Consider the following 24,577-nt stretch of genomic DNA (forward strand, 5'->3'; position numbering starts at 1 on the left):
ATTGCTCCGCGCGGAGCTGATTGGTTGTATTGTAGCGAGCGTTTTTGGCCCCGCGCGGGGTAATTTATTGAAGGACGAACACCATGGAATGCACAGTGAGCTGGACCGGCGGCTTGAACACCCGCTCTGGCATGGGCTTTGTGGCCGAAACCGGCAGCGGTCACACCTTGATGATGGATGGCGCCCCTGACACCGCCAAACCCGAAAACGGCGGCCAAAACCTGGCACCTCGCCCGCTGGAAACCGTGCTGGCTGGCACTGGGGGTTGCACGGCGTATGACGTGGTCTTGATTTTGAAGCGTGGCCGCCACGACGTGCAGGGCTGCACGGTCAAGCTCTCGGCGGAACGCGCGGAAGTGGATCCCAAGGTTTTCACCAAAATCCACATGCAGTTCACCGTCACTGGCAAGGGCATTCCTGCCAGCGCCGTAGAGCGCGCCATTGCCATGAGCCACGAGAAATACTGCTCTGCCAGCATCATGCTGGGCAAGACCGCTGAAATTACGACCGGGTTTGACCTGATCGAGGCCTGAGCAGGCCTTAAATCCGCTCCGCCACTGTCGTCATCACCTTGGCGGCGGCGCGCATCAATTCCTTGACGGGTTGTGGCAGCTCTACTGCACCTGCGGTTTGTGCGTCTTGGGCGTGGCGCAGTTCGTCATCGTGCATTTGCGCCACGATGGCGCGCGAGGCGTGGTCGCCTTCGGGCAGCAATTCCAAGTGGCTTTGCAGGTGCGCTCCCACCTGTTTTTCGGTTTCCACCACAAAGCCAAGGCTGATAGCGTCGCCCATGCGGCCCGCCAACAAACCCAAGCCAAAGGCCCCGGCGTACCACAAGGGGTTCAGCAAAGAGGGGCGCGAGCCCAGTTCGCTAAGCCGCTGCGCTGTCCAAGCCAAGTGGTCTGTTTCTTCTATGCAAGCGGTGGTGAAGTGCGTGCGCAGCGCCTCGTTCGGTGTGGCCAAGGCCTGCGCGGTGTAGAGGGCCTGCGCACAAACTTCGCCTACATGGTTCACCCGCATCAGGCCTGCCGCCTTGCGTTTTTCGGCCTCGGTGAGCTGTGTGGCGTGCTCCGCGACGGTAGGGCAGGGCTGGGCGGCGTGTGGCTGAGCGAATAGCGTGCGCAATGCGGTATCTGCTGCAGTAAAGAGTGCATCCATGAGAGGTCTTTCCAGTGTGGGCAGAGTCTAGCGGGGCTGACGTTAAGGTGAGTTTGATGACAGTCAAACAAATTGTTGCAACCCAACAACGATAACCCGTGAGAACCCTAATCTTTTGCCTGTTTTCTTTGCCAAACGCCCCCCCGTCTGGTGCAATACATCCAACTTCCTGAATAGGAGGTTGGCCCGGAGTTCCGAACAATCGGTCCGGAGCTCTATGTTTAACCTTGGAGTATTTCTCAATGAAAAAGACCCTCATCGCCCTGGCCGTTCTGGCTGCCTCCGGCGCTTCTTTCGCTCAAGCGACTATCACTGGTAACTACACAGCTGGCTACCGCGCTTCCTCTGGTGTTGACGCAACGACTACTTCCGCTGGTACCGACAAGTCCGGCTTGGGTAACGACACCTCTTTGGTGACTTTCTCTGCCAAGGAAGACTTGGGCGGCGGTATGGAAGCTGGCGCTTCCATGAAAATTGACGGCCTGACACGCGGTGGCGTTTCCGGTGGCGATTCCGGCATGTACATCTCCGGTGGCTTCGGCAAGATCTCTTTGGACAACGGCCGTGGCTCTGACTACCTGTCCGGCGGCACCGCTGGCGTGGGCGGCGTTGGCCTGGACGGCAAAGTGTTCTCCGCTTTGACCGCTGGCGACTCTATCGCTTACACATCGCCCAGCTTTGGCGGTTTTTCATTCGGTCTGAGCCACTCCGAAAGCGCTATCACCCAAGGTGGTGAAAACGCATCCCCCATCGGCTTGGGCGTTGGTGCTGCTGGCGTTCCTGCTGGACAAACTTACCAGCGTTCGACTGGCCTGACTTTGGGCTACGCTGCTGGTCCTTTGGCTGTGAATGGTAACTACACTGTTTGGGACCAAGCTGGTAACGAAACGATCTCTCCTGACAACGCTAAAAACCGTGCAAGCATCCGCGGTGCTTACGACTTTGGTGTTGCCAAGCTGGGCGCTGGTTTCCGCTCCACACAGTTTGCTAAGGGCACACGTAACGACTCCTTCTTGGCTGTTGGCGTTCCCTTGGGTGCTTTGACTCTGGGTGCTGACTGGGGTAGCCGCGTTCAATCCGATCGCAATACTGCTACTGACAACGGTACACGCACTGGTTACGGCCTGAAGGCTGAGTACGCTTTGTCCAAGCGTACTTCTTTGGTGGCTTCCTACGCTCGTTGGGATGGCGTGGTTGGTGCAAATGCAGCAACTACCGAAACCAACCTGTTGGTTTCCCACTCCTTCTAATTTCTCGCTGGCGTGAGCCAGCTTGAATGATGAAATCCCAAACCCGCTGCAGAAATGCAGCGGGTTTTTTGTTGTGTGCCCATTGTTCATAATGTGAAAAAAAATGACGCGTTGGTGCTAATACAACAAAACACACTTTTTGGCACGGTCGTCTACTTTTTGTCCGCTGTATTACATGACGCGAATGTGAATTTTTGTTTCAATATGAGCTACTTCTGAATTAAGAAGTAGGAGTTGCAGGTTGGGTTTGTAAAACCTTGGCCTGCTTACCATCTAACTCAAACTGAAGAGACACCACATGAAAAAATCTTTGATCGCATTGGCAGTTTTGGCTGCCTCTGGCGCCTCCTTTGCGCAAGTCACCATCACTGGTAACTACACAGCGGGCTACAAAGCGAGTACCAATGCTCCTCGCCAAGGTACAAACACTCAACAAATTACCCAAGCTGTTACAGAAGCGCTGGCTGGCGGCAGTGGTGGCAATCCTGTGGGAGACGCGTCAGGTTTGGGTATTGATACATCGCTAATCACTTTCACCGCCAAAGAAGATCTGGGTGGTGGTATGAATGTCGCCGCTGAAATGAGTATCGACGGTCTGAGCCGTGGTGGCGTTTCTGGTGGCGATTCTTCTTTGAAGCTGACCACCACTGTCGGCCGCATTACGCTGCAAACCTACAAGCCTGTTGACTACCTGTCTGGTGGTATCTCTGGCGTGGGTGGTGTGGGGATGGACAACAAGGTGTTTCCTGCACGTGGATTGAAGGATGGTGTTGGTTTTGATACCAAGGTCGGTCCAGTATTCTTGGGTATCGCTCATCTTGAGCAGGCCTCCGCTTCGGGCGGTAGCACATCCGGTGTTGGCATGGGCTTGGGTGCTGGTGGTGCTGGTGCGGCCAGCACCACAGGTCAACGTTTGAACAGTTTGTCTGCCACCTACGTTGGGGGCGCATTAATTGCTAACGTCAACTACCTCGTGTATGACGGTCGTACTGACAATGTCAATACCTCTTACAAAGATGTTATCCGTTCTGCTGCGTCCTATGATTTCGGTGTTGCTAAGTTGGGTGGCGGCTTCTCTGTGTTGACCACCACTGGTGGTTCGACACTGACTGACACCATGATCGCTGTATCTGTTCCAGTTGGTGCATTGACCCTGGGGGCTAACTTTGCTCAAGAAACGTCTGCTGGCACGATTGCACAAACTATCCCAGTGACAGGTGTGGGTAACGTTCCGTTTGTGGCTGGTCAGTTGGACCAGACTCGCAACGGTTACGGTTTGTCTGCATCGTATGCACTCAGCAAACGTACTAGCCTGATTGCGACATACGCAAATTGGCTGTCTGCAGCTGGCAAGGACCGCAGCAGCGAAACCAATCTGTTGGTTTCCCACTCTTTCTAATTCCCGGACTGGCGTAAGCCAGTTGTTGGTTTAGATTAAAAAGCCCGCTGTAGTGCTACAGCGGGCTTTTTGTTTGGTGCAGATTAGGCGGCAACCGAGATGCTTGGCAAGTTAGGCGTAGCGCTTATTCCGCAAGTTGTGCTTCATTTCTCGTAGCAGCGGCTGCAGTGTGCCACTTCCAATGCGCAGGGCCACGCAGGTGGCGAGGATGTCGATGATCATCAGGTGCAGCAGACGGGAAACCATAGGACTGTAGCGATCAAAGCCCTCGGGGTGATCGGCGCTAAGGTGAATGTGACCCGCGCTGGCCAAGGGCGAGCCGCTGGCGGTGATGACGATGGTGGTAGCGCCGTTCTTGCGGGCGATGTCGCAGGCGTCCATGAGGTCGCGGGTGCGTCCGGAGTTGCTGATGACGACCACGCAATCGCCGGGACCTAGGATGGAGGCACTCATGACTTGCATGTGGCCATCGCTGTAGGCCGTGGTGTTGATGCCTAAGCGGAAAAACTTGTGCTGCGCGTCTTGCGCCACGATGCCGGAATTACCCACACCGAAGAACTGTATCTGGCGACCCGCACTGTAGGCGTCCACCAGTGCCCCGACGGCTTTGTCGATAGCCATGGTGGAGGCGTCGTTGCGGTACTTGAGAAAGGCTGCTACGGTGTTGTCGATCACCTTGACCATGACATCGCCGACCTTGTCGTCAGCATCGACGCTGCGGTGGATGAAGGGCACACCTTCGTTGACGGTGCCTGCCAGTTTGAGTTTGAAATCCGAAAGGCCGTCGTAACCGACACTGCGGCAAAAGCGCACCACCGTGGGCTTGCTCACGTGGGCGCGGTCGGCCAGCTCACTGACGGGCAACTTGGCAAAGGCGCGTGGGTCGGCCAGGCAGAGCTTGCCCACCCGTTGTTCGGCGGGGGCCAGGGAGGGCAGGGAGGCTTTGATTCGGTCCAGCATGTTCAGTTTTCCAAATGGACGCAGAGGCTGCCCGTGGACAGCCTCTGCGTCATCAGCACATCAAGACTCTTCTGACCAGCAGAAGCCGTCGCGCGCAATCATGGCGCTCGACGCACTGGGGCCCCAGGTGCCTGCTGCGTAGAGGCGGGGGCCAGTGGAGTCGGCAGCCCAGTGCTCCAGCATGGGTTCGACCCAGCGCCAAGCTTCTTCCTGCTCATCGCTGCGCACGAAGAGGTTCAGGCGGCCGTCGATCACATCCAAAAGCAGGCGCTCGTAGGCACCCACGCGCTCGGAGCCAAAGCGCTTGTCGAAGTCCAGATCCAGTTGCACGGGGGCCAGCGTTTGCGACGCAGCAGCACGCGATTGGCGGTTGTCCTGCCCCTGCGCCAACAAGTGCAGTTCCAGGCCATCCTTAGGCTGCAAGTTGATGACCAAGCGGTTGCCCACGCCTACGTTCGAGTTGTAAATGGCGTGGGGTGTGGGCCGGAAGTTAATTTCAATGCGCGCATCGCGGCCAGACAGACGCTTGCCAGTGCGGATGTAGAAAGGCACACCGGCCCAGCGCCAGTTGGCAATTTCAGTACGCAGGGCCACAAAGGTTTCGGTGTTGCTCTTGGGGTCAACCCCGGTTTCTTCGCGGTATCCGGGGACCTTGTTGCCGCCGCTGGTGCCAGCCGAATACTGGCCGCGCACCACGTCTTGTTTGAGCGTTTCCTGCGTCCAGGGCTTGAGCGAGCGCAGCACCTTGAGCTTTTCGTCGCGGATGGCGTCGGCGTGCGAGTTGATCGGGGGCTCCATCGCAATCGCGCACAGGAGTTGCAGCGCGTGGTTCTGCACCATGTCGCGCAGCGCGCCGGTGGTCTCGTAGAACGCACCGCGGCTCTCCACGCCCAGGTCTTCGGCAATCGTGATCTGGATATTGGCGATGTGCTCGCGGCGCCACAGGGGTTCGAACAGGGCATTGCCGAAGCGCATGGCAAACAGGTTCTGTACTGAAGGTTTGCCCAGGTAGTGGTCGATGCGGTAAACCTGCTCTTCCGCAAAGAAGCGGCGCACCGTCTGGTTGATGGCGCGGTTGGATGCCAGGTCGTGGCCCAGAGGCTTCTCCAGCACCACGCGCGTCTTCGGCGTATTCAAGCCGGCAGCGGCGAGCTGCTCGCAGACGTTGGTGAACAAGCTGGGTGCAGTGGCCACGTAAATCACGACGCTATCGGCATTGCGCGCATTCAGGGTCTCGGCCAATGCGGCGTAATCGTCCGGCTTGGACAGGTCCATGCGCTGGAATTCGAGGATGGCGGCGAAGCGTGCAAACTCCTCGGCGCTGGGGCGTTTGGCCAGTTCCACCTTCTCGAAACGGGACTGGATCAAGGCACGGTACTGCTCGTGGCTCAGATTGTCACGGCCGACGCCGATGATGCGTCCGCCTTCTGGCAGGGAGCCATGGCGAAATGCCTGGAACAAAGCGGGCATTAACTTGCGCCAGGCCAAATCGCCGGTGCCGCCAAACATGACTAGATCAAAGCTCATAAGACAGGTGGTACGTTTAAGAGTTACATGAAAGATGACGTTGTAATGTAACTTTGTTTCATTGATAATTCAAGGGGACGCAGCGCAAGTCTTTGCGTGTTTTCCCCTAGTCTTCAACCTTGGCCTTTGGCCCGCGCCCTCCATGAACCAACTCGACGCACTCAAACAATTCACCACCGTGGTGGCCGACACCGGCGACTTCAAACAGCTCGATGCCTTCAAGCCCCAAGATGCGACCACCAACCCTTCGCTGATCCTGAAGGCGGTGCAAAAGGCTGATTACGCGCCCCTGGTGAAAGACACGGTAAACCAGTTCCGTGGTCGCCCCATGGACGAGATCGTGGATCGCCTGCTGGTGCGTTTTGGTTGTGAAATTCTGTCCATCATCCCTGGCCGTGTGTCTACCGAAGTAGATGCGCGTTTGAGCTTTGACACGGCCGCCACCGTTGCGCGCGGTGAACGCCTGATCGAGCTGTACCAAGCCCAAGGTATCCACTCCGACCGCGTGCTGATCAAGGTCGCCTCCACCTGGGAAGGCATCAAGGCCGCCGAGCAGCTGGAGCGCAAGGGCATCCGCACCAACCTGACCTTGCTGTTCGCGTTCTGCCAGGCCGTGGCTTGCGGTCAGGCCAAGGTGCAGCTGATTTCGCCCTTTGTTGGCCGAATTTACGACTGGTACAAGAAGAACGCCGGTGCCACTTGGGTGGAAGCCGACAACGCGTTGGCCAACGACCCTGGTGTGAAGTCCGTGGCACAGATTTACAACTACTACAAGAAGTTCGGCATCCAAACCGAGGTGATGGGCGCGAGTTTCCGCAACGTGGGCCAGATCACGGCCCTGGCAGGTTGCGACCTGTTGACCATCAGCCCTGACCTGCTGGCTAGCCTGGCTGCCACCGATGCGCCGCTGACGCCCGCGCTGAACGCCGAAGCAGCCAAATTGGCCGCCATCGAGCATGTGAGCTATGACGAAGCCAGCTTCCGCCTCGCACTGAACAACGACGCCATGGCCACCGAAAAGCTGGCCGAAGGCATTCGCGCCTTCTGCGTGGACGCTGTGAAGTTGGAACAACTGCTGCTGGCAGCGTAAGGGGCGGGCGATATGGCACGTACCCGTTGCGACCGTACGCCCGCTTGGGGCGCCCTGCAAGCTGCGTATGACGCGTCCGGCAAAACGCTGGATGTACGCGAGGCCTTCAAGACCGACGCCCAGCGCTTTGGCCGTTTCAGCCAAGAGGCGCCCTATGTGTTTGCCGACCTGTCGAAGAACCGCATCGACGCGGCGACCGAGGCTCTCCTGTTTGATCTGGCACGCCAAAGCGGATTGCTGGAGCACCGCGACGCCATGTTCGCTGGCCAGAAGATCAACAACACCGAGCAGCGTGAAGTTTGGCACGTCTTGTTGCGCAATCCGCCTGCAGCCCTCGTGAAATATGCGGGAGCAGCTACGGATTTTGTAGCGAGTGAGCAGGCCAAGGTGCACGCCACACTGGACGCCATGTTGGCCTACGCCGAGAAGGTGCGGGCCGACGCGGCCATCACCGACGTGGTGAACATCGGTATCGGTGGCTCCGACCTGGGGCCGCAGATGGCGGTGCTGGCGCTGGACGCCTTTGCTACCAGCGGCAAGCGCTTGCACTTTGTGAGCAATGTGGACGGCCACGAACTGGCTGCCAAGTTGCCGCACTTGAAGGCCGAGAGCACGGTCTTCCTGATCGCCAGCAAGACCTTCACCACCATCGAAACCATGACCAACGCCGCCTCGGCCAAGGCTTGGTTCGAGGCACAGGGCGGCACTGACATTGCGCGCCACTTTGCCGCGTTGACCACCAATGTGCCGGCGGCGAATGCTTTTGGCATCACCACTACCTTTGGTTTCTGGGACTGGGTGGGCGGCCGCTACTCCATGTGGTCGGCCATCGGCCTGCCGATTGCCATTGCCATTGGTGCTGAGGGCTTCCGCGAATTCTTGGCCGGTGCGCATGCCATGGACGAGCACTTCCGCACTGCGCCGCTGGAAAGCAACTTGCCCGTGCGTCTGGGCCTGCTGGACGTGTGGTACCGCAACTTCCACGGCTTTACCAGCCGTAGCATTGCGCCGTACCACAGTGCCTTGCGCCGTGTGCCTGCCTATCTGCAGCAGCTGGAAATGGAAAGCAATGGCAAGCGCGTGGACGCTTCGGGTGAAGCGCTGCCCTTTGGCACTTCGCCCGTGCTGTGGGGTGAGCCGGGTACCAACGGGCAGCACGCCTACTTCCAGATGCTGCACCAAGGGACCGACGTGGTGCCCATGGAGTTCATCGCGGTGAAGAAGGCGCGCCATGATCTGAAGGGCCACCAGCCCTTGCTGTTGGCCAATGTGCTGGCGCAAGCCCAGGCCCTGTTGCAAGGCAAGAGCGACGCGGGTGGCCACAAGCATTTCACCGGTAACCGTCCCAGCACCTTCCTGTTGCTGGACGACCTGACACCTGCTTCTTTGGGGGCGCTGATTGCGCTGCAGGAGCACCGTGTGTTTGTGAGTGGCAGTCTTTGGGGCATCAACAGCTTTGACCAATGGGGTGTGGAGCTGGGCAAGGTGCTGGCCAAGGAGATTGAGCCGCGTCTCGCTTCTGGCGATGTGTCGGGCTTGGATGGCTCCACGGCCGGGCTGTTGGCGCGTTTGCAGGCCTGATTTGCTGGGTACTGTGCCTGCGATCCATGGTGCTCGCGCAGCACACCGGGGCACAGCGGCGGGCGCATGGTGCCAAACGCGCACAAATTGCCCGCCACTGCACCCCGGCATGCTGCGGGGGCTGGTTGGCGTAGCGTTATGAGCAAGCAACCGATTTCTCTGGCACAAGCCCGCAATCTGCATCTCGCAGCCCAGGGCTTGCTACAGCCCCCCACACGCGCCGCCAAGCGTGCCGATGTGGCAGCCTGTATCCAGCGCATGGCGCTGTTGCAGATCGACACCATCCACGTGGTGTCGCGCAGCCCCTACCTTGTCTTGCATTCCCGTTTGGGCGACTATCCGCGCGAATGGCTGGAAGACACGCTGGCTTCGGCCAAAGTGTTTGAAACCTGGGCGCACGAGGCTTGCTTTGCGCCCATGGACGATCTGCATATCCATCGCGCTTACAACCGCCACGCCCGCCAGCACTGGGGTGTGGGCAATGCCCGCAAACTGGCTGTGACGCAGCGCCCGCATCTGGATAAGCTGCTGGACCACGTCCGTGCCAACGGCGCCGTCAAATCTTCCGACTTTGAGCGGCCCGAGGGCAAGGGCGGTCCCTGGTGGGGTTGGAAGGATGAGAAGCGCTGGCTGGAGGCGCTGTTTGCGTTAGGTGAGCTGATGATTGCGCGGCGCGAAAATTTTCACCGCGTCTACGACCTCAGCGAGCGCGTGGCGCCGCAGTTGCTGCAGCCTGTGGAGTCGGTCGGTGAGGCTGCGCTGCATACCCAGCTCATGGAGAAAGCCGTTGCCGCCTTGGGCATTACCCAGGCGCGCTGGGTCAACGACTACTTCCGCACCAAGCCACGCCTCAAGGATGCGGATCTGGACGCGCTGGTGGATTCGGGCGCGGTGGTGCGCGTGGCGGTAGACGGCTGGGATGCGCCCGGCTATGTGCACGCCAGCCACGCCGCGCTGCTCAAGAAAGCGCAGGCTGGCAAGCTGGAGGCGACGCATACCGCCTTGCTGTCGCCGTTTGACCCCGTGGTTTGGGACCGCGAGCGCGGCTCCACGCTGTTTGACTTTGACTACCGGCTGGAGTGTTACACGCCAGAGGACAAGCGCGTGTACGGCTATTTTGTGTTGCCCATCCTGTGCCGCGGTGAGCTCATTGGCCGACTGGACGCCAAGGCGCACCGGGCCGAGGGCGTGTTTGAGGTGCGTGCGCTCCACGTCCAGCCTGGCCTGGTCTGGAGCGATGAACAGCTGGCTGATGTGGCCGCCGCCATTCAGTGCAGTGCGGATTGGCATGGCACGCCCACCGTGCGTATCACTCGCACCCAGCCGGCCAAGTTGGCTACTGCCATGCGCCACGCCCTCAAGGGGCTGGCGGCGAGCTGAGTCCCCGCACTAGGCAGCGATAACCCCTTCAACGTCCCGGTCTTGTCGGGTTGCATTGCACGAAGTAGTTGTGTTTGAGACTATCCAGTCTTTATTCAAACTCAGGAGATTGCACATGGTGACTCGACGCGATTTTTTTGTGGGCGGCGGAGCCGCACTGGCTGCGTATGCTGCTGGTTCGTTCATGCCCTTGGGGGCGCAATCGGCGCCGAACTTTGGTGCACCTAGCGTAGTGCAAGTGGGGTTTCGCAAGCAAAAAATCGGCGATTTCGAAGTCATTGCCCTGAACGATGGCGTGACACGTCGCCCGCTGGCCGCTGAGTTCGTGCGCAATGCCCCATTGGGCGAAGTGCAAGAACTATTGCGCTCACAAAACTTGCCGACCGACTACCTGGACGTGCCGTACACCGCGTTTCTGGTGGTTTCCGGCAACCGCAAAGTCCTGATGGACACCGGCTTCTCGGACAACGGTGGCCCTACCACCGGGCGCCTGCTGACGAACCTGAATGCAGCGGGCTACAAGGCCGAGGACATCGACACCGTGATCCTGAGTCACTTCCATGGCGACCACATCCTGGGCGTGCGCAACAAGGCGGGCCAATTGGTCTACCCGAATGCCAAAATCATGGTGCCCTCGGTCGAGCACGCCTTCTGGATGGACGATGCCCGCATGGCGGCTGCACCTGACGCCATGAAAGGCGCATTCCAAACCGTGCGCCGCATGCTGGGTGGCTTGAATGACAGCCAGTTGGTCAAATTTGAAGCCGGTGCCGAGATTGTTCCCGGCATCAAGAGCGTCGCAGCCTACGGCCACACACCGGGCCACACGCTGTTCATGGTGGAAAGCAAGGGCGAGAAATTCGCCTACCTGGCCGACATCACCAACGTTCCACAGCTCTTCGCCCGCAACCCGGATTGGGCTGTGCAATTTGACATGAATGCAGAAGACGCACGCGTGGCACGCCGCAAGGTGTTCGACATGATCGTGGCGGACAAGGTCATGGCTGGGGGCTTCCACTTCCCGTTCCCGGCGTTTGGGCGGGTGGAAAAGCTGGGTAACGGCTTTGAGTTCAAGCCCGTCGCCTGACGCTCCTCCAACCCCAAACCGAGCCTCGCTGGCGCTATGCTGGCGAGGTTTTTTTGTTGGAACTACGAAATGAATGTGGTGTTTGATTTTGGCGCGGTGCTGTTTACCTGGCGCCCGGTGGATTTGATGATGGAGTGTTTTCCGCAACGCGCTGCTAGCCGCGCAGAAGCGGGACATTTGGCTCATGAAGTGTTCGGCCGCGCCGACTGGCAAGCCTTTGACCGGGGTACTGTTTCAATGCCGGATGTCATTGCGCAGGTCGCAAAGCGGGTGGGCTTGGATGCCAGGGTGCTGGGCGCGTTGGTGGAGAGCATTGGTGAGCGCTTGACGCCCATGCCCGAGTCCGTCGCACTGTTTGAGCGCCTGGTGGCTTTGCGTGCGCAGCGCGCAGCACATGGTGGTGAACCCGTGCGCCTCTACTACCTCTCCAATATGCCCGTGCCGTACGCCCGCACGCTGGAGCGCATGAACCCTTTTCTCAAAGCGTTCGACGGCGGCATTTTTTCGGGCGACGTGCTGCTCATCAAACCCGAGCCTTCCATCTATCAATGCCTTCAAACGCGCTATGCCTTGGAGCCGTCCAAGACCATCTTCTTGGATGACCTGCTGCCCAACATCCACGCTGCGCAGGCAGAGGGCTGGCATGGGATTCACTTCCACAGCGCGCAGCAAGCCAGCCAAGCGCTGCAAGCCCTTGGTTTGAATGAAATAGCCCTCTAGCCCGCGCAAAATATGCGCGAGCAGCTATCAAATTCATAGTGAATCAGGCGTAAAAAAGCCCCGCAAGGTAGACCCTGCGGGGCTTTTTTGGTTGCAGTCGAGAGCAATAACGCCACATCGACGCAGCATGAGGTGCCAAGCCAAGGCGCAAGGGCGTAGACAGTACCTACGGTACGGCAAGCCCTTGCAACGCCGGCATGGCGCCTCAGGCAAGGAGCACTTACATGCCCATGCCGCCCATGCCGCCCATACCACCCATGTCGGGCATGCCGCCGCCAGCCGGCGCGTCAGCCTTCGGGGACTCAGACACCATGCACTCGGTGGTGAGCATCAGGGATGCCACAGACGCTGCGTTTTGCAGGGCAGTGCGTGTCACCTTGGTGGGGTCCAGAATACCCATTTCGATCATGTCGCCGTAGCTGTCGTTGGCAGCGTTGAAGCCGTAATTGCCCTTGCCGTTCAACACAGCGTTCACCACCACGGAGGCTTCGCCTCCGGCGTTGAACACGATCTCGCGCAGGGGGGCTTCGATGGCCTTCAACACCAGCTTGATACCAGCGTCTTGGTCCGCGTTGTCGCCCTTGATGGCGCCAGCGGCTTGTTTGGCGCGCAGCAGAGCCACGCCACCACCAGCCACAATGCCTTCTTCCACGGCAGCGCGGGTTGCGTGCAGGGCGTCTTCGACGCGGGCCTTCTTTTCCTTCATTTCGACTTCGGTCGCAGCGCCCACCTTGATCACGGCCACACCGCCGGCCAGCTTGGCCACGCGCTCTTGCAGCTTTTCACGGTCGTAGTCGGACGTCGCTTCCTCGATCTGCACGCGCACTTGCTTCACGCGGGCTTCGATGTCAGCGGCAGCGCCCAGGCCGTCGATGATGATGGTGTTTTCTTTGCCCACTTCGATGCGCTTGGCTTGGCCCAGATCGGCCAAAGTCACCTTTTCCAGGGTCAGGCCCACTTCTTCAGCGATGACCTTGCCGCCTGTCAGGATGGCGATGTCTTCCAGCATGGCCTTGCGGCGGTCGCCGAAGCCAGGCGCCTTCACAGCCACTACCTTCAGGATGCCGCGGATGGTGTTCACGACCAAAGTTGCCAGGGCTTCGCCTTCGACATCTTCAGCAATGATCAACAGGGGGCGGCCAGCCTTCGCGACTTGCTCCAGGGTAGGCAGCAGGTCACGGATGTTGCTGATCTTCTTGTCGAACAACAGCACAAAGGGGTTGTCCAGCAAGGCAGCTTGCTTTTCGGGGTTGTTGATGAAGTAGGGGGACAGGTAGCCGCGGTCGAATTGCATGCCTTCGACGACATCCAGTTCGTTTTGCAGAGACTTGCCGTCTTCCACAGTGATCACGCCTTCCTTGCCGACCTTGTCCATCGCATTGGCGATGATTTCGCCGATGCTGGTGTCAGAGTTGGCGGAAATGGAACCCACTTGGGCGATTTCCTTGGAAGTGGTGGTGGGCTTGGAAGCCTTCTTCAGCTCGGCGATCAGGGCAGACACTGCCTTGTCGATACCGCGCTTCAGGTCCATCGGGTTCATGCCGGCGGCCACGTACTTCATGCCTTCGTGCACGATGGCTTGGGCCAGCACGGTCGCAGTCGTCGTGCCGTCACCAGCGTTGTCAGAAGTCTTGGAAGCCACTTCCTTGACCATCTGCGCGCCCATGTTTTGCAGCTTGTCTTTGAGTTCGATTTCCTTGGCCACGGACACACCGTCCTTGGTCACGGTGGGGGCGCCAAAGGAGCGCTCCAGAACCACGTTACGGCCCTTGGGGCCCAGGGTCACTTTGACCGCGTTGGCCAAAATGTTCACGCCTTCAACCATGCGTGCGCGGGCTTCGCCGCCGAAAATTACGTCTTTTGCTGCCATGTTATGACTCCAAATTTAAGTGAAATATGCCGCTAGACCGCGTATATGCTGCGTGACTAGCTATGAATTCAGTAGTGCTTTAAGCCCGGAATTACTTGGACTCGACGACTGCGAACAGGTCGTCTTCCTTCATGACCAGCAGCTCGTCGCCGTCGACCTTGACGGTCTGGCCGGAGTACTTGCCGAACAACACGCGGTCGCCAACCTTCACAGTCAGGGCCTTGGTTTCGCCCTTGTCGTTGGTCTTGCCTGGGCCCACAGCCAGCACTTCGCCTTGGTCTGGCTTCTCGGCAGCGTTGTCAGGAATGTAGATGCCGGAGGCAGTCTTGGTTTCGCTTTCAACGCGCTTAACAATCACGCGGTCTGCCAGAGGACGCAGTTTCATGAGGAATCTCCTAGGTTTTGAAACAGAAAGGGAACAGGTGCCCACCCAAGGGTAAGCACACATGAACTTGTGGAAGGGTGCTGTTAGCACTCCATCCCAACGAGTGCTAATCATAAGGCCTTTTGCCCTGCTTTCAAGAGTTTGGGCCGCGATTGCAGCGCGACGCAGAGCTTTCTCGGCATCCACCTTTACTGGCGTGCGGGCATAAAAAAAGCGCCCTGGTGGGGCGCTTTTTAGGGGAGGGGGCGGACGCTCAGAGGCTGTGGCCAGCCAGGGCGGCGCGTTCTACGCGGTCGGCCAGGGCGTACAAATCCTGGGCAAAGTTGGGGTCTTGGCTGGCGACATCGTCGGCCATGGCGCGCAACTGGCTGGCTTCGTCCAGTTCCACGGCGCCTGCTGCTTGGCGCTCAAAGGCTGCTGCCCACAGGGCGCTGCTCAATGCGCGGGCCGACACCAGCAGGTCGCGCAGTGCCTGCGCCACACCGGGCTGCTGGGCGGGGGCGAAATGGGGGGTACGGATTGCGGTGCTGGCCATGGGGAAACCTCCAAAGTGAACGATGTTGCACTGCAGTATAGGGTAAACCCTAGGTGTCTTCAAGGGGCGTGTTGCGCTGGCTGCACCGGGCGTGCGGGTATCCCGCAGGATGGAGCCCAAAGCCTTGGGGCAGAATCTGCCGGCGCAGGGCGTGAGGCCCGGGCCCTTATCATTTTGGAGAAATTGCCATGTTGTTGAAGAAGCTGTTGGTGTGGAGTCTGGTGTCAGTGGCGGCGGTGGGTGCGGCTCAGGCCCAAAACGCGTCCTACCCCACCAAATCGGTCCGCCTGATCATTCCCTTTCCTCCTGGCGGTGGCACCGATATCCTGTCCCGCCTGGTAGCCCAGAAGCTGACCGAGGCCAACAAATGGTCCGTGGTGCCTGACAACCGTGCCGGCGCTGGCGGCACCATCGGCATCACCGAAGCGGTCAAAGCGGCGCCCACGGGCTACGACATCGTGATGGGCCAGAAGGACAACTTGGTGGTGGGCCCCTGGCTCTATGGCAACCTGCCGTGGGATCCGACCAAGGATCTGGTGGCGGTGGCCCACGTGGCCTACACGCCGGTGGTGATCGCTACCAGCGCCAACTCCAAGTTCAAGACCTTGGCCGATGTGGTCGCTGCCGCCAAGACCGCTCCCGACACCATCACCTATGGATCTCCTGGCAATGGCACCACCATCCACCTGGCAGGTCACCTGTTTGAGAAGGCCGCCAGTATCAATATCCGGCACATTCCTTACAAGGGCTCCAACCCTGCGTTGATGGATGCCCTGGCGGGCAATGTGGATTTGCTGGTGTCGTCCGTGCCTTCAGCCATGGCCCAGATCAAGGCCGGCAAGCTGCGTCCCCTGGCGGTCACCTCGGCGGCGCGCAGCAGCTCATTGCCCGATGTGCCCACCGTGGCCGAGTCGGGCTACAAGGACTTTGATGTGAGCACCTGGTACGGCCTGTTTGCCCCGGCCGGTACACCGGCTACTGTGGTCACCACGCTGAACACTGAAGTCAACAAGCTGTTGGCCAACCCCGAGGTCAAAGCCGCCATCCAGGCCCAGGGCGCCGAGCCAGTGGCCATGAAGGTGGATCAGTTTTCCAACCTGCTCAAGGCCGACTACGCCAAATGGAAGGGGATCGTGCAGGCCTCAGGCGCCAAGGTCGAGTAGCGCGGGGGGCGCGATTTTTCTACAATCGCGCTTTAGCAAAAATCCGGGCAAACCTGCCGAGAGGCAGGGACGCAAAGCCTCCGGTCCCCATCTGCATTTGGCGCGGAAGGGATAGCGGGGTTGCCAGCAGTGCTGTCACTGTGGTGTCAATGCGTGTGTGCCTGTGTTCGTACCAGGGAGCCGTGCATGAAACAAACCAAACCCTTTGGTCGGGCCTACTTGCCTGTGACCAGCGCTGCCGCGAGTGCAGCGGCAGAGCCTGAGGGCGAGCCCAGCACCATCTTGGAAGCCCCTGCCGCAGGGGTTGAGCTGTTCAGTTTGGGCGCAGGGCGCCTGCCCGTGGAGCCGCCGCCGCCTGCCCCTTGGCGCAAGCTCGTGCGTGACGCTTCCACCCTGCTGGTGCTCGTGGTGCTGGCCCTCATCATTTACGTGGGCATGCGCGACAGCCTGATGCTGGCCAATCTGCTGCAACAAGTGTCGACGGAAGACACCGTCATGGTCTGCAAAGACGGCAAAGTGCAGTACGCCGACAACAGCATCGCTGACCGTTTGTTGAATCGCGGGCATTTTGTGTGTACTGATTGGAAGGTGCAGCCCACCTTCGTACGCCTGCCGCGCTAGCTGCTCGCTTTACATGTCCACTGCCGGGCGCATGGCGGCAGGTTTGACGAAACGCCAGCGTCCCACCACCATGGACAACAACATGGCGGCTGCCCCAGACGCGGCCACATAGGCCAGCGGCCGGGCCCATTCCCCGTCAAAGGCACCAAACAGGCTGGCTTTCACCGCACGTACCACCCAGGTCATGGGCAACCAGGGGCTGATCTGGGTGAACAGGCCACCACTGAGTTCCACTGGCATCACCCCACCTGACGATGAAAGCTGCACTGCCAGCAGTACCATGGCCATGGCCTTGCCCGCATCGCCGAACGCCTTGGTCAACAGCAGCACCATGGACAGAAAGCTCAGGCCGGATACCACCAGCGTCAGCATAAAAGCCGGGGCATTGGTCACGTGCATGGTCAGTACCTGCTGCGCCGCCCAGCCCAGCAACAAGGCCTGCACTGTCACCACGCCAGCGGGCAGACTCATTTTTCCCAACAGCTGCGCGGGGCGTGAGAAGTGCTGTGCCCTGCGGGGCAGCGTGCGCACATGGATCAAAAAGGCCGCAATGCCTGCACCCAGCCATAGTGCAGCCGGCAGGATGTTGGGAGCAAAGCCACTGCCGCTGTTGGACACCGGGGCACTGAGCTCCATCACCGGTTGAACGGAGCTGGCCATGCCTGCCGCACTGCCGCCCGGTGTGTCCAGCGCTGCAGGCAAGGAGTTAGCCAGCAAGTCCAGCCCACCCGAAAGGCTTTGGGAGCCCCCTCGGATTTTTTGCAGCCCGTCGGCAAGGGCAAAGTTTCCGTTGGCCAAGGCGCTGGCACCGCGGTTCAGTTCATCGAGCTGCGTATCTTCGGGCAGCTTGCTCACGGCCGTGCGGATGCCGCCATTGAGTGCGCGCATGCCAGTAGTCAGGGCCCCAACACCGGTGCTCACCTTGTCTGCACCCTCTGCCAATTGGCGCTGCGCATTCCCCGCGGTCTTCAGTCCCTCATCGAGCTGGATCACACCGTTGGCCAGCTGGTTGGTGTTCTCCTTGATGCGATTGGACACCAGCAAACTGCCGTTGGCCTCCTCTTGGAATCCGGTCACGCCTTCGCGGATTTTTTGCGAACCCACTTGCAATTCATCCAGGCCACGGGACAGTTCTCCATGACCGGCGGCCAGACTTTCGGCCCCCGCTTTGAGCCGGTTGAGTTCGGAGTTGGCAGGGCGCCGCGCATCCATGGTGCGCAGGCCGGCGCCCAATTGGCGCATGCCATCGGTCAGTTGCTCCACACCGTTTTGCAGTTTTCCTGCGCCACCGGAGAGCGCCTTCGCCGCGCTGGCCGTTTGTTCCGTGCCGGCTTTGAGCTGCACCGCCCCCAAGCGCAGCTGCTCTACCCCTTGCCGGAGTTGGTCCACACTGTGCTGAGAGCCTGCCGCGTTGCTCAGCACCAGGGCCCAGCGGCGTTCGTTCAGGCTTTCATTCACCTCGTGCCCCAGCTCGGTGGCGAACTGGCGGGCAATCACGGCGGTTTCGTAGTTGTTGCCCTCGGCGCTGTAGATCACCAGTTTGCCGCCACCCGGCTGCGCGCCGGGAATGGCGTTGGAGCTGAAGTCTTTGGGGATGATCAGCGCAAACGCCAAACTGCCCTGGCGCACGCGGTGCCGGGCTTCTTCGGCGTCGTGCAAATCCACATACCCAAAACGGTGGCTGCTTCGCAGCTTGGACACCACTTGCCAGCCCACGTTAAACACGTGGTCGCGGTACTCCACGCCCTCGTCCAAGTTGACCAGTGCGACTGCCAAAGACTGCGTATTGGACGCCGGGTCCCACACGCTGGAGAGGTAAATCAGCGCGTACAGCGCCGGCAGCAGGGCTACGGCTGCAGTAGCCGCCAGCATCTTGGGGTAACGCACAAACGCCCGCAGCTCGGTGCGAACGATGTAGGCGATTTGTTGCAAAGGGCTCATGGCGGGTGGGGGGCTTGGGCCGGCGCGGGATACCACTGGTCTGGGGGCACCTGTTTGGGCGCCAGCGGGTCGGCGATGTACTGCGGCGACATGATTTGCACGCCATAGGTGTTGAACACGTCCTGGATATTGGCGTGCAAGGCGCTCAACAGCAGTGCACGCGGGCGCGGCTCGGTGGGCACCGCTTGGCAGACCAGCCGGTACACCGGGTACCAGTCGGACAGCGCGGTCTGGAAAACATGCGGCGCGGGGCTGGCCAGCACGCCTTCGGTGCGCGCAGCGGCCTCTTGCAGCATGGCATGCACCTGGCGCCAAGGGGTGTCGTAACCAATGGTGACGGTGGTGTCCAGCACGTAACCTTCGCCCTGCACGGCACGAGAGTAGTTCTTGGTGGTGCTGCCCAGGATGGTGGAGTTGGAGATAGTCACTTCTTCCCCCAAGCCCGTGCGAATGCGGGTGGCAAACATGCCGATCTCCGTGACTGTGCCCTCTTGATCTGCAATACGCACATACTCACCGCGGCGGAACACCCGGCCATAGGTCAGGATCAGGCCGCTGGCCGCCTGCCCCACCAGGTTGGACGCCCCCAGCGAAATCATCAAACCCACCAGCACCGACAAGCCCTTGAACGCTTCGGTCTGCGCACCAGGCAGGTAGGGGTAGGCCATGGCCAAGGCGAACAGCCACACGACGGCGGTGGTGATACGCCGTGTGGGCACTGCCACGTCTGCGTCCAGCCATGCCACGTTGTGCTGGCCTTGCTGGATGCGGTCAAAAAAGCGGTGCAACATGCCCGTGACAGCACGCGCCAAATAAAAGATCACCACCGCAGTAAAGAGGCCCGGCACCGCACCCACGATCGCGCCCCCGATCAGCGCCAGCAGGTTTAGTAGATAGCTGTTGAGTGTTTCACCCCAGACGCGGGTGAAGGGAAACCGCGCCAGCACAAAGCTCAGCCATTCGTATACCAGCAAGAGCACCACCAAGGCATACGCACCGTTGAGAAACTTGCGTACCACCGCCGCAGCACGCTCGCGCTGTAGCAGCTCTACGCCACCCCACTGCAGTTTGCGCGCGTGCCACTCCGAGAGGGTGACCAGACGCCGTGCGAGCGCTGCATGGCCGCGTCGCAGTACCCAGGCCAGCACTAACGCCAGCGCAGAGGCCAGGGTGGACCAACCCAGTGCGCGTAGCAGGGCCTGCCAGTCGCGCGCCTCACGGCTTTCGGCAATGACCCGTTCCAGTGCCTGGGCGGCGCGCTGGGCGCTGGCCTCCAGGGTCTCCTGCTGTAGCACATCCACATCGTCCGCTGTCACCACAAAGGTGGTGGCGCCATCAATCTGCACCAAAATTCCCATGGATTCGGGCTTCTGGCCAACCCGGTGGGCCCCCGGAGTGTCGAGTTGCTCGCGCAGGCGCGCGGCGGCGCGCTGGGCACGGTCGGGGGCGGATACACCGGACAGGCTGCCACGGAACGTGAACACCGGGCGGTTGAAGTAGTGCAGGGTGCTGACCGCATCTTCCGCCGTGGCGGAAGCCGCGTTGGACTCTGCCGCCAATCCGGAGATGGCCGCCAGCAGGCCCAGGCAGCAGGCAATGACAATGCGTTTCATGGTGAAAATCATTGTCGCTCAAGGCAACCATTTCCGGGTTACCGGGCAGCAACAGGGGAACACGGCGGCGCCGCGTCGGGTGCTCTAGGGCGTGTTTTGCAAGTACCGCGCCACAAAGCGGCGATCGGCCCATTCCTTGAGCCAGCTGATGGGGCGGCCTTGGGCGCTGTAGGTGCCCCAGCCTGCCACGGCCTGCCGGGATCCGCCAAACAGCAGGTGCAGGGCGTGCGCCTCGTTGCGGCTGGCGTGCAAGGTGCCACCGGTGGTCGCCGCAGGCAGGTTGCGCGCCAGCACCATGCTGTTGTCGGTCACGGCAAACACCTGCGGATGGCTGGTGCTGCGCTGGTAGTGGTCAGTGATGATGTGACCTTGGGGCGATAACGCCAACGCGCTTTGCGCCTGCCAAGCCGGGGTTTGCCCTTCGATGGCGAGCAACGGCACATCGCAGGCCAGGCGGGCACCACAAGCCAGTTGCACTTCATCGGCTTTCAGGCCCACCGCGTTGTCATGCAGCACCGTGATGCGCTGGGCTTTCATGGTGGTGGTCAAGCGCTGCTGCAAGGGATTGGGGGTGCTGGCACCGTCCGCCAGCGGGCCAGCCACCAGGGTCACGGCGCTATGGGGCAGGCGCTGGCGCACGGCCATCGCCAGTTCCATGGCTGCAGTGCCTGCGCCGATCACTGCAATCCGCAGTGCCCGTGTTTCGCCCAGTTCACACACGCGCGGCCACAGTGCGGCAAAGGTTTCCATGGGGTGCACAAACAGGCCGTGCTCGCGTGCCCCGGGAATGTCGCGCTCAATCTGTTCGCGGTTTTGTACCTGGCCAGTGTTCACGGACAGCCAGTCGTAATGCTGGGTGCTGCCGTCGTCCAGCAGCAGGGTCTGGGTGGTGGCGTCCAGCGCCTTCACACTGCGCTGCAGCCAGCGGATACCCGCGCGGCGCACCAAGGGCTCCAGCGGTATGGCGCATTCGTCCAGCGCATAGTGGCCGGCCACAAACCCAGGCAACATGCCGGGGTAGATGCTGCGGGGGTGGGGGGCTACCAGGATGATCCGCATCTCGGCCAGCGGGTGTGCGGCCAGGTTGGCCAGCACCTGCAAATTGGCCATGCCCCCGCCCAGCAGGACCAGCTGGCGGGGCTGGTAGCCACGCGCATCGCCATGCGGCACCGAGTCCACATGGTTCTTGAGATGCGCGGCCAGAGCGTTCATGCTGCTATTGTTTCATGAGTAGCAGGTCTTTGACAAACCCCAGGCTGGCGCCGCCGGTGTTGTCGGAATCTGCCCCCAGCACAATGGCCTTCAGCGGTGGCACGGTGTCGGTCTCATCGCCAAAACTGGCCAAAAAATCGGTCTGAAGGTCACGCTGCTGGGGCAGCCATTGGCCCAGGGCATTGGTGCCGCTGGAGAGGACGTGCAGGCGCACCCGGCCGGTGTAGGCATTGGCCAGCAGTGTGCCGGGCGGCAAGCTGGTGTCCCACACGTAACACAGCGTGGCGCCAGGTAGCGCCTCACCGCTCACACGGCGTGCCAGGCGCAACAGATTGCGCTCCACAAATGGTATCTTTTCGAGTGGCAGGTCAAACAGGGCGCACACCTTGAGTGCGGCATCGTCACCGTCCTTGCGCCGCAGGTTGGATGCGGCCAAGGCCTGGTCCAGGCGCCACTGCCATTGCAAAAAGCGGCCTCCGGCGTCGGGCGCCAGCGCGTGGCTGACCGTGCCATAACTCTTGTCGCTGCGCAGGCGCAGCACCTGCTGGCCGTCGAGTGTGGTGATATCGGGCGCCACCAGTGGCACCTTGTTGCCGGGCAGGCCGACCACCCGCCAGGGCGGCGCGGGCGCGCCATCGGCAGCGCCTGCAAGTGGCTGCAGCAGCGAAGGTGCTGGCGCTTGCGCCCAAGCTATGGCCCCTGCTCCAGCCCACAGAAAAGCAAAAAATAGGCCTGTAGCCTTTGTGGAGTGTGCGCGAATAGCTATCGAAAACATAGCATCAAAACACTATGCGCACGGGCGCCTCACCCGCGGGCAGGCCCTGCGCCCGGCCGATGGCGCAGGCCTCGGGGTAGCCCTGGGCGTGCAGTGCTGCCACGCAGGCTGCGGCCTGGGCGGCGGGCACGCTGGCCAGCAGGCCGCCCGCGGTTTGTGGGTCCACCAGCAGCGGCCAGCGCGCGTGGGCCATGGCCTCGCTGGCGTTCTGCACCACATGCTGCTGGCGCGCATTGGCGCTGTGCAGGGAGCTGAGCAGGCCTTGCTGCACGCACTCCAGTGCGCCGTCCAGCAGGGGCAGGGCGTGCACATCCAGCACCACCTGCACGCTGCTGGGGCGCGCCATTTCTACCGTGTGGCCAATCAGGCCAAAGCCGGTCAGGTCGGTGCAGGCGGTGGCGCCATGGGCGCGCAGCGTGTGTGCCGCGGCCTGGTTGCTCTGCACCATGCTGGCCAGCGCGGCCTGCACCCAGCGCCCGGTGGCGGCGGCGCGGCCGTGCGCGGCAAACAGGGCGCCGGTGCCCATCGGTTTGGTCAGCAGCAGCACGTCGCCGGGCTGCATGCCGCCCTTGCGCAGCACGCCACTCATTTGCCCATTCGCATCCACATCCACCAGACCATTCACCGCAAAGCCCAGCGCCAGCTCGGCGCCCTCGCCGCTGTGACCCCCAATCAGTGTGCAGCCTGCGGCATTGAGCACTTGCACCGCGCCCGCCATCATCTGGCGCAGCGTGGCCTCCACCTGCCGGTCCACGCCGGGCGGTATGGTGGCAATGGCGGTGGCCGTGTGCGGCTGCGCGCCCATGGCAAACAGGTCGCCCAGCGCGTGGTTCGCGGCAATCTGGCCAAAGACAAACGGGTCGTCCACCAAGGCGCGGAAAAAGTCCACGCTGTGTACCAGCGCTTTGCCGAGTGGCACGCGCACCACGGCCGCGTCGTCGGGGCTGTCCAGGCCCAGCAGCACATCCGGGTTATGCGCCACCCACAGGCTCTGCAGCGCACGCGACAACACGCTGGCACCCACCTTGGCCCCGCAGCCCCCGCAGCGCATGGTTACGGCGGCCTGGGCTTGTTGGCTCTCCTCTGGAGAGAGTTGCAGGGGCGCAGGAGCCGCAGCGGCGGCCAGCGCTGGCATGCCGGCCAAACCGTTGGCGCCCTGCACGCTGAAGCGTTGCATGAAGCGCCGGTCTATCCAGTCCTTCCAGTGCCAGACCCAGGCACCCGCAAAGCCAATGGCACCTCGCGAGGCCACGGCGTAGCGGTCGCCGGTGCTGATCAGGGCCAGCCACCGGCGCTGCGGGCGGTAGGGTTGCAAGGGCAGGCCCTGCACGGCGCATTGCAGGTTGCGCGCCAGCGGCATGCCCATGCGCACGGCGAACACACCGGCTTTTTCCAGCGCAAAGTTTTCCATGGCTGCCACGTCCCCCGCCGCAAACACGCGCGGGTCGCTGACGCTTTGCAGCGTGTCATGCAGCCGAATGCAATGGCGTGTGTCCAGCGCCAAACCTGTGTCCTGTAGCCACATGCCACCGCCCGCTTGGGTCACCCACAGCACCTCGTCGGCAGCAAACCAGCTGCCTTGGGCGGTACGCAAGCGGCCCGCTTGCACTTCGGCAATCGGGGTGTGCTGGTGCACATGCACGCCGCGCTGCGCCAGCACGCGCGCAAAACGTGTGCGAACGCCAGTGTTGTGGGTGGGCAGCAGCTCTTCGGAAGTGAACAGGTGGAACTGCAAAGTTTCTGCATCACGTCCTGCAGCCTGCAGCATGGCGCGCAGCCGGTATTGCATGGACAGACACAGCTCAACACCACCCGCACCCCCGCCCACAATGGCTATGTTCAGCAAGCCATGGTGCTGTTCGGTCCGCGCCAGCAATGCTAGCCAGCGCTGTTGAAAGCCGGTGATGGGTTTGACGGGTACCGCATGCGCAGCTGCGCCCACCACCTGCATTTGGGGCGTAGAGCCGGTGTTGATGGAGACCAAGTCGTAGTCAATGTCGGGCCGGCCGCGCAGCTGCACCGTGCGGGCGTCGCGGTTCAGCCCCGTTACTTCGGCCTGGATGAAGCGGGCCCCGGTGGCCGCGCACAGGCGGCACAGGTCGATGTGCACCTCGTCATACGTGTAATGCCCCGCCACGTAGCCGGGCAGCATGCCGGAGTAAGGCGTGTGCGCGTCGGTGCAGATCAGGGTGATGCGCACGCCGGGCAGCGGGTGCATACCGAAGTAGCGCAGCACCCCTACATGGCTGTGGCCGCCGCCCACCAACACAATGTCGCGGACGATGGGGGCGGTGAGCGTTTGCATGGGCG

21 protein-coding genes and 1 riboswitch are annotated in these 24,577 nt (G+C 61.4%); of the genes, 10 read left to right on the forward strand and 11 right to left on the reverse strand.

Annotation, left to right across the window (positions count from 1 at the left end; all coding sequences use genetic code 11):
- Positions 1 to 83: 83 nt before the first annotated feature.
- Positions 84 to 533, forward strand: a complete 450-nt coding sequence (locus CHU94_RS04875) for an OsmC family protein (protein WP_094477348.1) — start codon at positions 84 to 86, stop codon at positions 531 to 533.
- A gap of 7 nt (positions 534 to 540) precedes the next feature.
- Here the strand turns inward: CHU94_RS04875 and coq7 are convergent, their stop codons facing one another.
- Positions 541 to 1,158: a 2-polyprenyl-3-methyl-6-methoxy-1,4-benzoquinone monooxygenase gene (gene coq7, locus CHU94_RS04880; protein ID WP_094477350.1), complete on the reverse strand. Its 618-nt coding sequence runs from the start codon at positions 1,156 to 1,158 to the stop codon at positions 541 to 543.
- A 242-nt stretch (positions 1,159 to 1,400) separates the two neighbouring features.
- On the opposite strand from coq7, the gene CHU94_RS04885 reads away from it, so the two are divergent.
- Positions 1,401 to 2,408 (forward strand): porin, encoded by a 1,008-nt coding sequence (locus CHU94_RS04885; protein ID WP_094477352.1) that lies wholly within the window; start codon positions 1,401 to 1,403, stop codon positions 2,406 to 2,408.
- A gap of 298 nt (positions 2,409 to 2,706) precedes the next feature.
- Positions 2,707 to 3,807 (forward strand): porin, encoded by a 1,101-nt coding sequence (locus tag CHU94_RS04890; protein WP_094477354.1) that lies wholly within the window; start codon positions 2,707 to 2,709, stop codon positions 3,805 to 3,807.
- A gap of 111 nt (positions 3,808 to 3,918) precedes the next feature.
- Here the strand turns inward: CHU94_RS04890 and CHU94_RS04895 are convergent, their stop codons facing one another.
- Both CHU94_RS04895 and zwf read right to left on the reverse strand, forming a co-directional pair.
- Positions 3,919 to 4,767, reverse strand: coding sequence for a MurR/RpiR family transcriptional regulator (locus CHU94_RS04895; RefSeq protein ID WP_094477357.1), 849 nt, complete (start codon positions 4,765 to 4,767; stop codon positions 3,919 to 3,921).
- Positions 4,768 to 4,827: 60 nt separating this feature from the next.
- On the reverse strand, positions 4,828 to 6,294 hold the full coding sequence (gene zwf / locus CHU94_RS04900; RefSeq protein WP_094477359.1) for a glucose-6-phosphate dehydrogenase: 1,467 nt from the start codon (positions 6,292 to 6,294) through the stop codon (positions 4,828 to 4,830).
- A gap of 142 nt (positions 6,295 to 6,436) precedes the next feature.
- On the opposite strand from zwf, the gene tal reads away from it, so the two are divergent.
- The 5 genes from tal to CHU94_RS04925 all read left to right on the forward strand — a co-directional run bounded on the left by tal (position 6,437) and on the right by CHU94_RS04925 (position 12,152).
- Entirely contained in the window at positions 6,437 to 7,384 is a 948-nt protein-coding gene (gene tal / locus CHU94_RS04905) for a transaldolase (RefSeq protein ID WP_094477361.1), read from the forward strand.
- A gap of 12 nt (positions 7,385 to 7,396) precedes the next feature.
- Positions 7,397 to 8,965, forward strand: a complete 1,569-nt coding sequence (gene pgi, locus CHU94_RS04910) for a glucose-6-phosphate isomerase (protein WP_094477363.1) — start codon at positions 7,397 to 7,399, stop codon at positions 8,963 to 8,965.
- A gap of 138 nt (positions 8,966 to 9,103) precedes the next feature.
- Positions 9,104 to 10,345, forward strand: coding sequence for a winged helix-turn-helix domain-containing protein (locus tag CHU94_RS04915; RefSeq protein ID WP_094477365.1), 1,242 nt, complete (start codon positions 9,104 to 9,106; stop codon positions 10,343 to 10,345).
- Positions 10,346 to 10,460: 115 nt separating this feature from the next.
- The gene (locus CHU94_RS04920) at positions 10,461 to 11,432 is read left to right on the forward strand and encodes an MBL fold metallo-hydrolase (protein ID WP_094477367.1); all 972 of its coding nucleotides are present in this window, start codon (positions 10,461 to 10,463) and stop codon (positions 11,430 to 11,432) included.
- 69 nt (positions 11,433 to 11,501) lie between these two features.
- Positions 11,502 to 12,152, forward strand: coding sequence for an HAD family phosphatase (locus CHU94_RS04925; protein WP_094477369.1), 651 nt, complete (start codon positions 11,502 to 11,504; stop codon positions 12,150 to 12,152).
- 220 nt (positions 12,153 to 12,372) lie between these two features.
- Here CHU94_RS04925 and groL read toward each other — a convergent pair whose 3' ends face one another.
- The 3 genes from groL to CHU94_RS04940 all read right to left on the reverse strand — a co-directional run bounded on the left by groL (position 12,373) and on the right by CHU94_RS04940 (position 14,942).
- Positions 12,373 to 14,022 carry a chaperonin GroEL gene (gene groL, locus CHU94_RS04930; protein ID WP_094477371.1) on the reverse strand — a complete coding sequence of 550 codons (1,650 nt, stop codon included), beginning with the start codon at positions 14,020 to 14,022 and terminating at the stop codon, positions 12,373 to 12,375.
- Between the two features lie 91 nt (positions 14,023 to 14,113).
- A complete protein-coding gene (groES, locus tag CHU94_RS04935) occupies positions 14,114 to 14,407 on the reverse strand; it encodes a co-chaperone GroES (RefSeq protein WP_094477374.1) in 294 nt (97 codons plus the stop codon).
- A gap of 253 nt (positions 14,408 to 14,660) precedes the next feature.
- Positions 14,661 to 14,942: a hypothetical protein gene (locus tag CHU94_RS04940; protein WP_094477376.1), complete on the reverse strand. Its 282-nt coding sequence runs from the start codon at positions 14,940 to 14,942 to the stop codon at positions 14,661 to 14,663.
- A gap of 188 nt (positions 14,943 to 15,130) precedes the next feature.
- Here CHU94_RS04940 and CHU94_RS04945 point away from each other — a divergent pair, with 188 nt between their 5' ends.
- Both CHU94_RS04945 and CHU94_RS04950 read left to right on the forward strand, forming a co-directional pair.
- Positions 15,131 to 16,105, forward strand: a complete 975-nt coding sequence (locus CHU94_RS04945) for a tripartite tricarboxylate transporter substrate binding protein (protein WP_094477378.1) — start codon at positions 15,131 to 15,133, stop codon at positions 16,103 to 16,105.
- A 36-nt stretch (positions 16,106 to 16,141) separates the two neighbouring features.
- Positions 16,142 to 16,233: riboswitch (cyclic di-GMP riboswitch) on the forward strand.
- 58 nt (positions 16,234 to 16,291) lie between these two features.
- Positions 16,292 to 16,726, forward strand: a complete 435-nt coding sequence (locus CHU94_RS04950) for a hypothetical protein (RefSeq protein ID WP_094477380.1) — start codon at positions 16,292 to 16,294, stop codon at positions 16,724 to 16,726.
- Positions 16,727 to 16,735: 9 nt separating this feature from the next.
- Here the strand turns inward: CHU94_RS04950 and CHU94_RS04955 are convergent, their stop codons facing one another.
- The 5 genes from CHU94_RS04955 to selD all read right to left on the reverse strand — a co-directional run bounded on the left by CHU94_RS04955 (position 16,736) and on the right by selD (position 24,572).
- Positions 16,736 to 18,667: a YhgE/Pip domain-containing protein gene (locus CHU94_RS04955; RefSeq protein WP_094477382.1), complete on the reverse strand. Its 1,932-nt coding sequence runs from the start codon at positions 18,665 to 18,667 to the stop codon at positions 16,736 to 16,738.
- A complete protein-coding gene (locus CHU94_RS04960; protein WP_094477801.1) occupies positions 18,664 to 20,280 on the reverse strand; it encodes a mechanosensitive ion channel family protein in 1,617 nt (538 codons plus the stop codon). The genes CHU94_RS04955 and CHU94_RS04960 overlap by 4 nt, the downstream gene beginning before the upstream one ends.
- A gap of 84 nt (positions 20,281 to 20,364) precedes the next feature.
- Positions 20,365 to 21,492, reverse strand: coding sequence for an FAD-dependent oxidoreductase (locus CHU94_RS04965; protein WP_094477384.1), 1,128 nt, complete (start codon positions 21,490 to 21,492; stop codon positions 20,365 to 20,367).
- 4 nt (positions 21,493 to 21,496) lie between these two features.
- The gene (locus CHU94_RS04970) at positions 21,497 to 22,267 is read right to left on the reverse strand and encodes a DUF3047 domain-containing protein (RefSeq protein WP_094477386.1); all 771 of its coding nucleotides are present in this window, start codon (positions 22,265 to 22,267) and stop codon (positions 21,497 to 21,499) included.
- 4 nt (positions 22,268 to 22,271) lie between these two features.
- Positions 22,272 to 24,572 carry a selenide, water dikinase SelD gene (gene selD, locus CHU94_RS04975; RefSeq protein WP_094477388.1) on the reverse strand — a complete coding sequence of 767 codons (2,301 nt, stop codon included), beginning with the start codon at positions 24,570 to 24,572 and terminating at the stop codon, positions 22,272 to 22,274.
- Positions 24,573 to 24,577 lie beyond the last annotated feature (5 nt).

Origin of the sequence: Rhodoferax sp. TH121 (assembly GCF_002251855.1) — a bacterium.
GTDB lineage: Bacteria > Pseudomonadota > Gammaproteobacteria > Burkholderiales > Burkholderiaceae_C > Allorhodoferax.

What these genes read in the sequence shown, in the direction of transcription:
- CHU94_RS04890 (WP_094477354.1), top strand. Translation starts at nt 2,707, where the DNA reads ATGAAAAAATCTTTGATCGCATTGGCAGTTTTGGCTGCCTCTGGCGCC.
- CHU94_RS04920 (WP_094477367.1), top strand. Translation starts at nt 10,461, where the DNA reads ATGGTGACTCGACGCGATTTTTTTGTGGGCGGCGGAGCCGCACTGGCT.
- CHU94_RS04955 (WP_094477382.1), bottom strand. Translation starts at nt 18,667, where the DNA reads ATGAGCCCTTTGCAACAAATCGCCTACATCGTTCGCACCGAGCTGCGG.
- CHU94_RS04915 (WP_094477365.1), top strand. Translation starts at nt 9,104, where the DNA reads ATGAGCAAGCAACCGATTTCTCTGGCACAAGCCCGCAATCTGCATCTC.
- groES (WP_094477374.1), bottom strand. Translation starts at nt 14,407, where the DNA reads ATGAAACTGCGTCCTCTGGCAGACCGCGTGATTGTTAAGCGCGTTGAA.
- CHU94_RS04970 (WP_094477386.1), bottom strand. Translation starts at nt 22,267, where the DNA reads ATGTTTTCGATAGCTATTCGCGCACACTCCACAAAGGCTACAGGCCTA.
- CHU94_RS04925 (WP_094477369.1), top strand. Translation starts at nt 11,502, where the DNA reads ATGAATGTGGTGTTTGATTTTGGCGCGGTGCTGTTTACCTGGCGCCCG.
- zwf (WP_094477359.1), bottom strand. Translation starts at nt 6,294, where the DNA reads ATGAGCTTTGATCTAGTCATGTTTGGCGGCACCGGCGATTTGGCCTGG.
- selD (WP_094477388.1), bottom strand. Translation starts at nt 24,572, where the DNA reads ATGCAAACGCTCACCGCCCCCATCGTCCGCGACATTGTGTTGGTGGGC.
- pgi (WP_094477363.1), top strand. Translation starts at nt 7,397, where the DNA reads ATGGCACGTACCCGTTGCGACCGTACGCCCGCTTGGGGCGCCCTGCAA.
- groL (WP_094477371.1), bottom strand. Translation starts at nt 14,022, where the DNA reads ATGGCAGCAAAAGACGTAATTTTCGGCGGCGAAGCCCGCGCACGCATG.
- CHU94_RS04945 (WP_094477378.1), top strand. Translation starts at nt 15,131, where the DNA reads ATGTTGTTGAAGAAGCTGTTGGTGTGGAGTCTGGTGTCAGTGGCGGCG.
- CHU94_RS04895 (WP_094477357.1), bottom strand. Translation starts at nt 4,767, where the DNA reads ATGCTGGACCGAATCAAAGCCTCCCTGCCCTCCCTGGCCCCCGCCGAA.
- CHU94_RS04885 (WP_094477352.1), top strand. Translation starts at nt 1,401, where the DNA reads ATGAAAAAGACCCTCATCGCCCTGGCCGTTCTGGCTGCCTCCGGCGCT.
- tal (WP_094477361.1), top strand. Translation starts at nt 6,437, where the DNA reads ATGAACCAACTCGACGCACTCAAACAATTCACCACCGTGGTGGCCGAC.
- CHU94_RS04965 (WP_094477384.1), bottom strand. Translation starts at nt 21,492, where the DNA reads ATGAACGCTCTGGCCGCGCATCTCAAGAACCATGTGGACTCGGTGCCG.
- CHU94_RS04950 (WP_094477380.1), top strand. Translation starts at nt 16,292, where the DNA reads ATGAAACAAACCAAACCCTTTGGTCGGGCCTACTTGCCTGTGACCAGC.
- coq7 (WP_094477350.1), bottom strand. Translation starts at nt 1,158, where the DNA reads ATGGATGCACTCTTTACTGCAGCAGATACCGCATTGCGCACGCTATTC.
- CHU94_RS04960 (WP_094477801.1), bottom strand. Translation starts at nt 20,280, where the DNA reads ATGAAACGCATTGTCATTGCCTGCTGCCTGGGCCTGCTGGCGGCCATC.
- CHU94_RS04940 (WP_094477376.1), bottom strand. Translation starts at nt 14,942, where the DNA reads ATGGCCAGCACCGCAATCCGTACCCCCCATTTCGCCCCCGCCCAGCAG.
- CHU94_RS04875 (WP_094477348.1), top strand. Translation starts at nt 84, where the DNA reads ATGGAATGCACAGTGAGCTGGACCGGCGGCTTGAACACCCGCTCTGGC.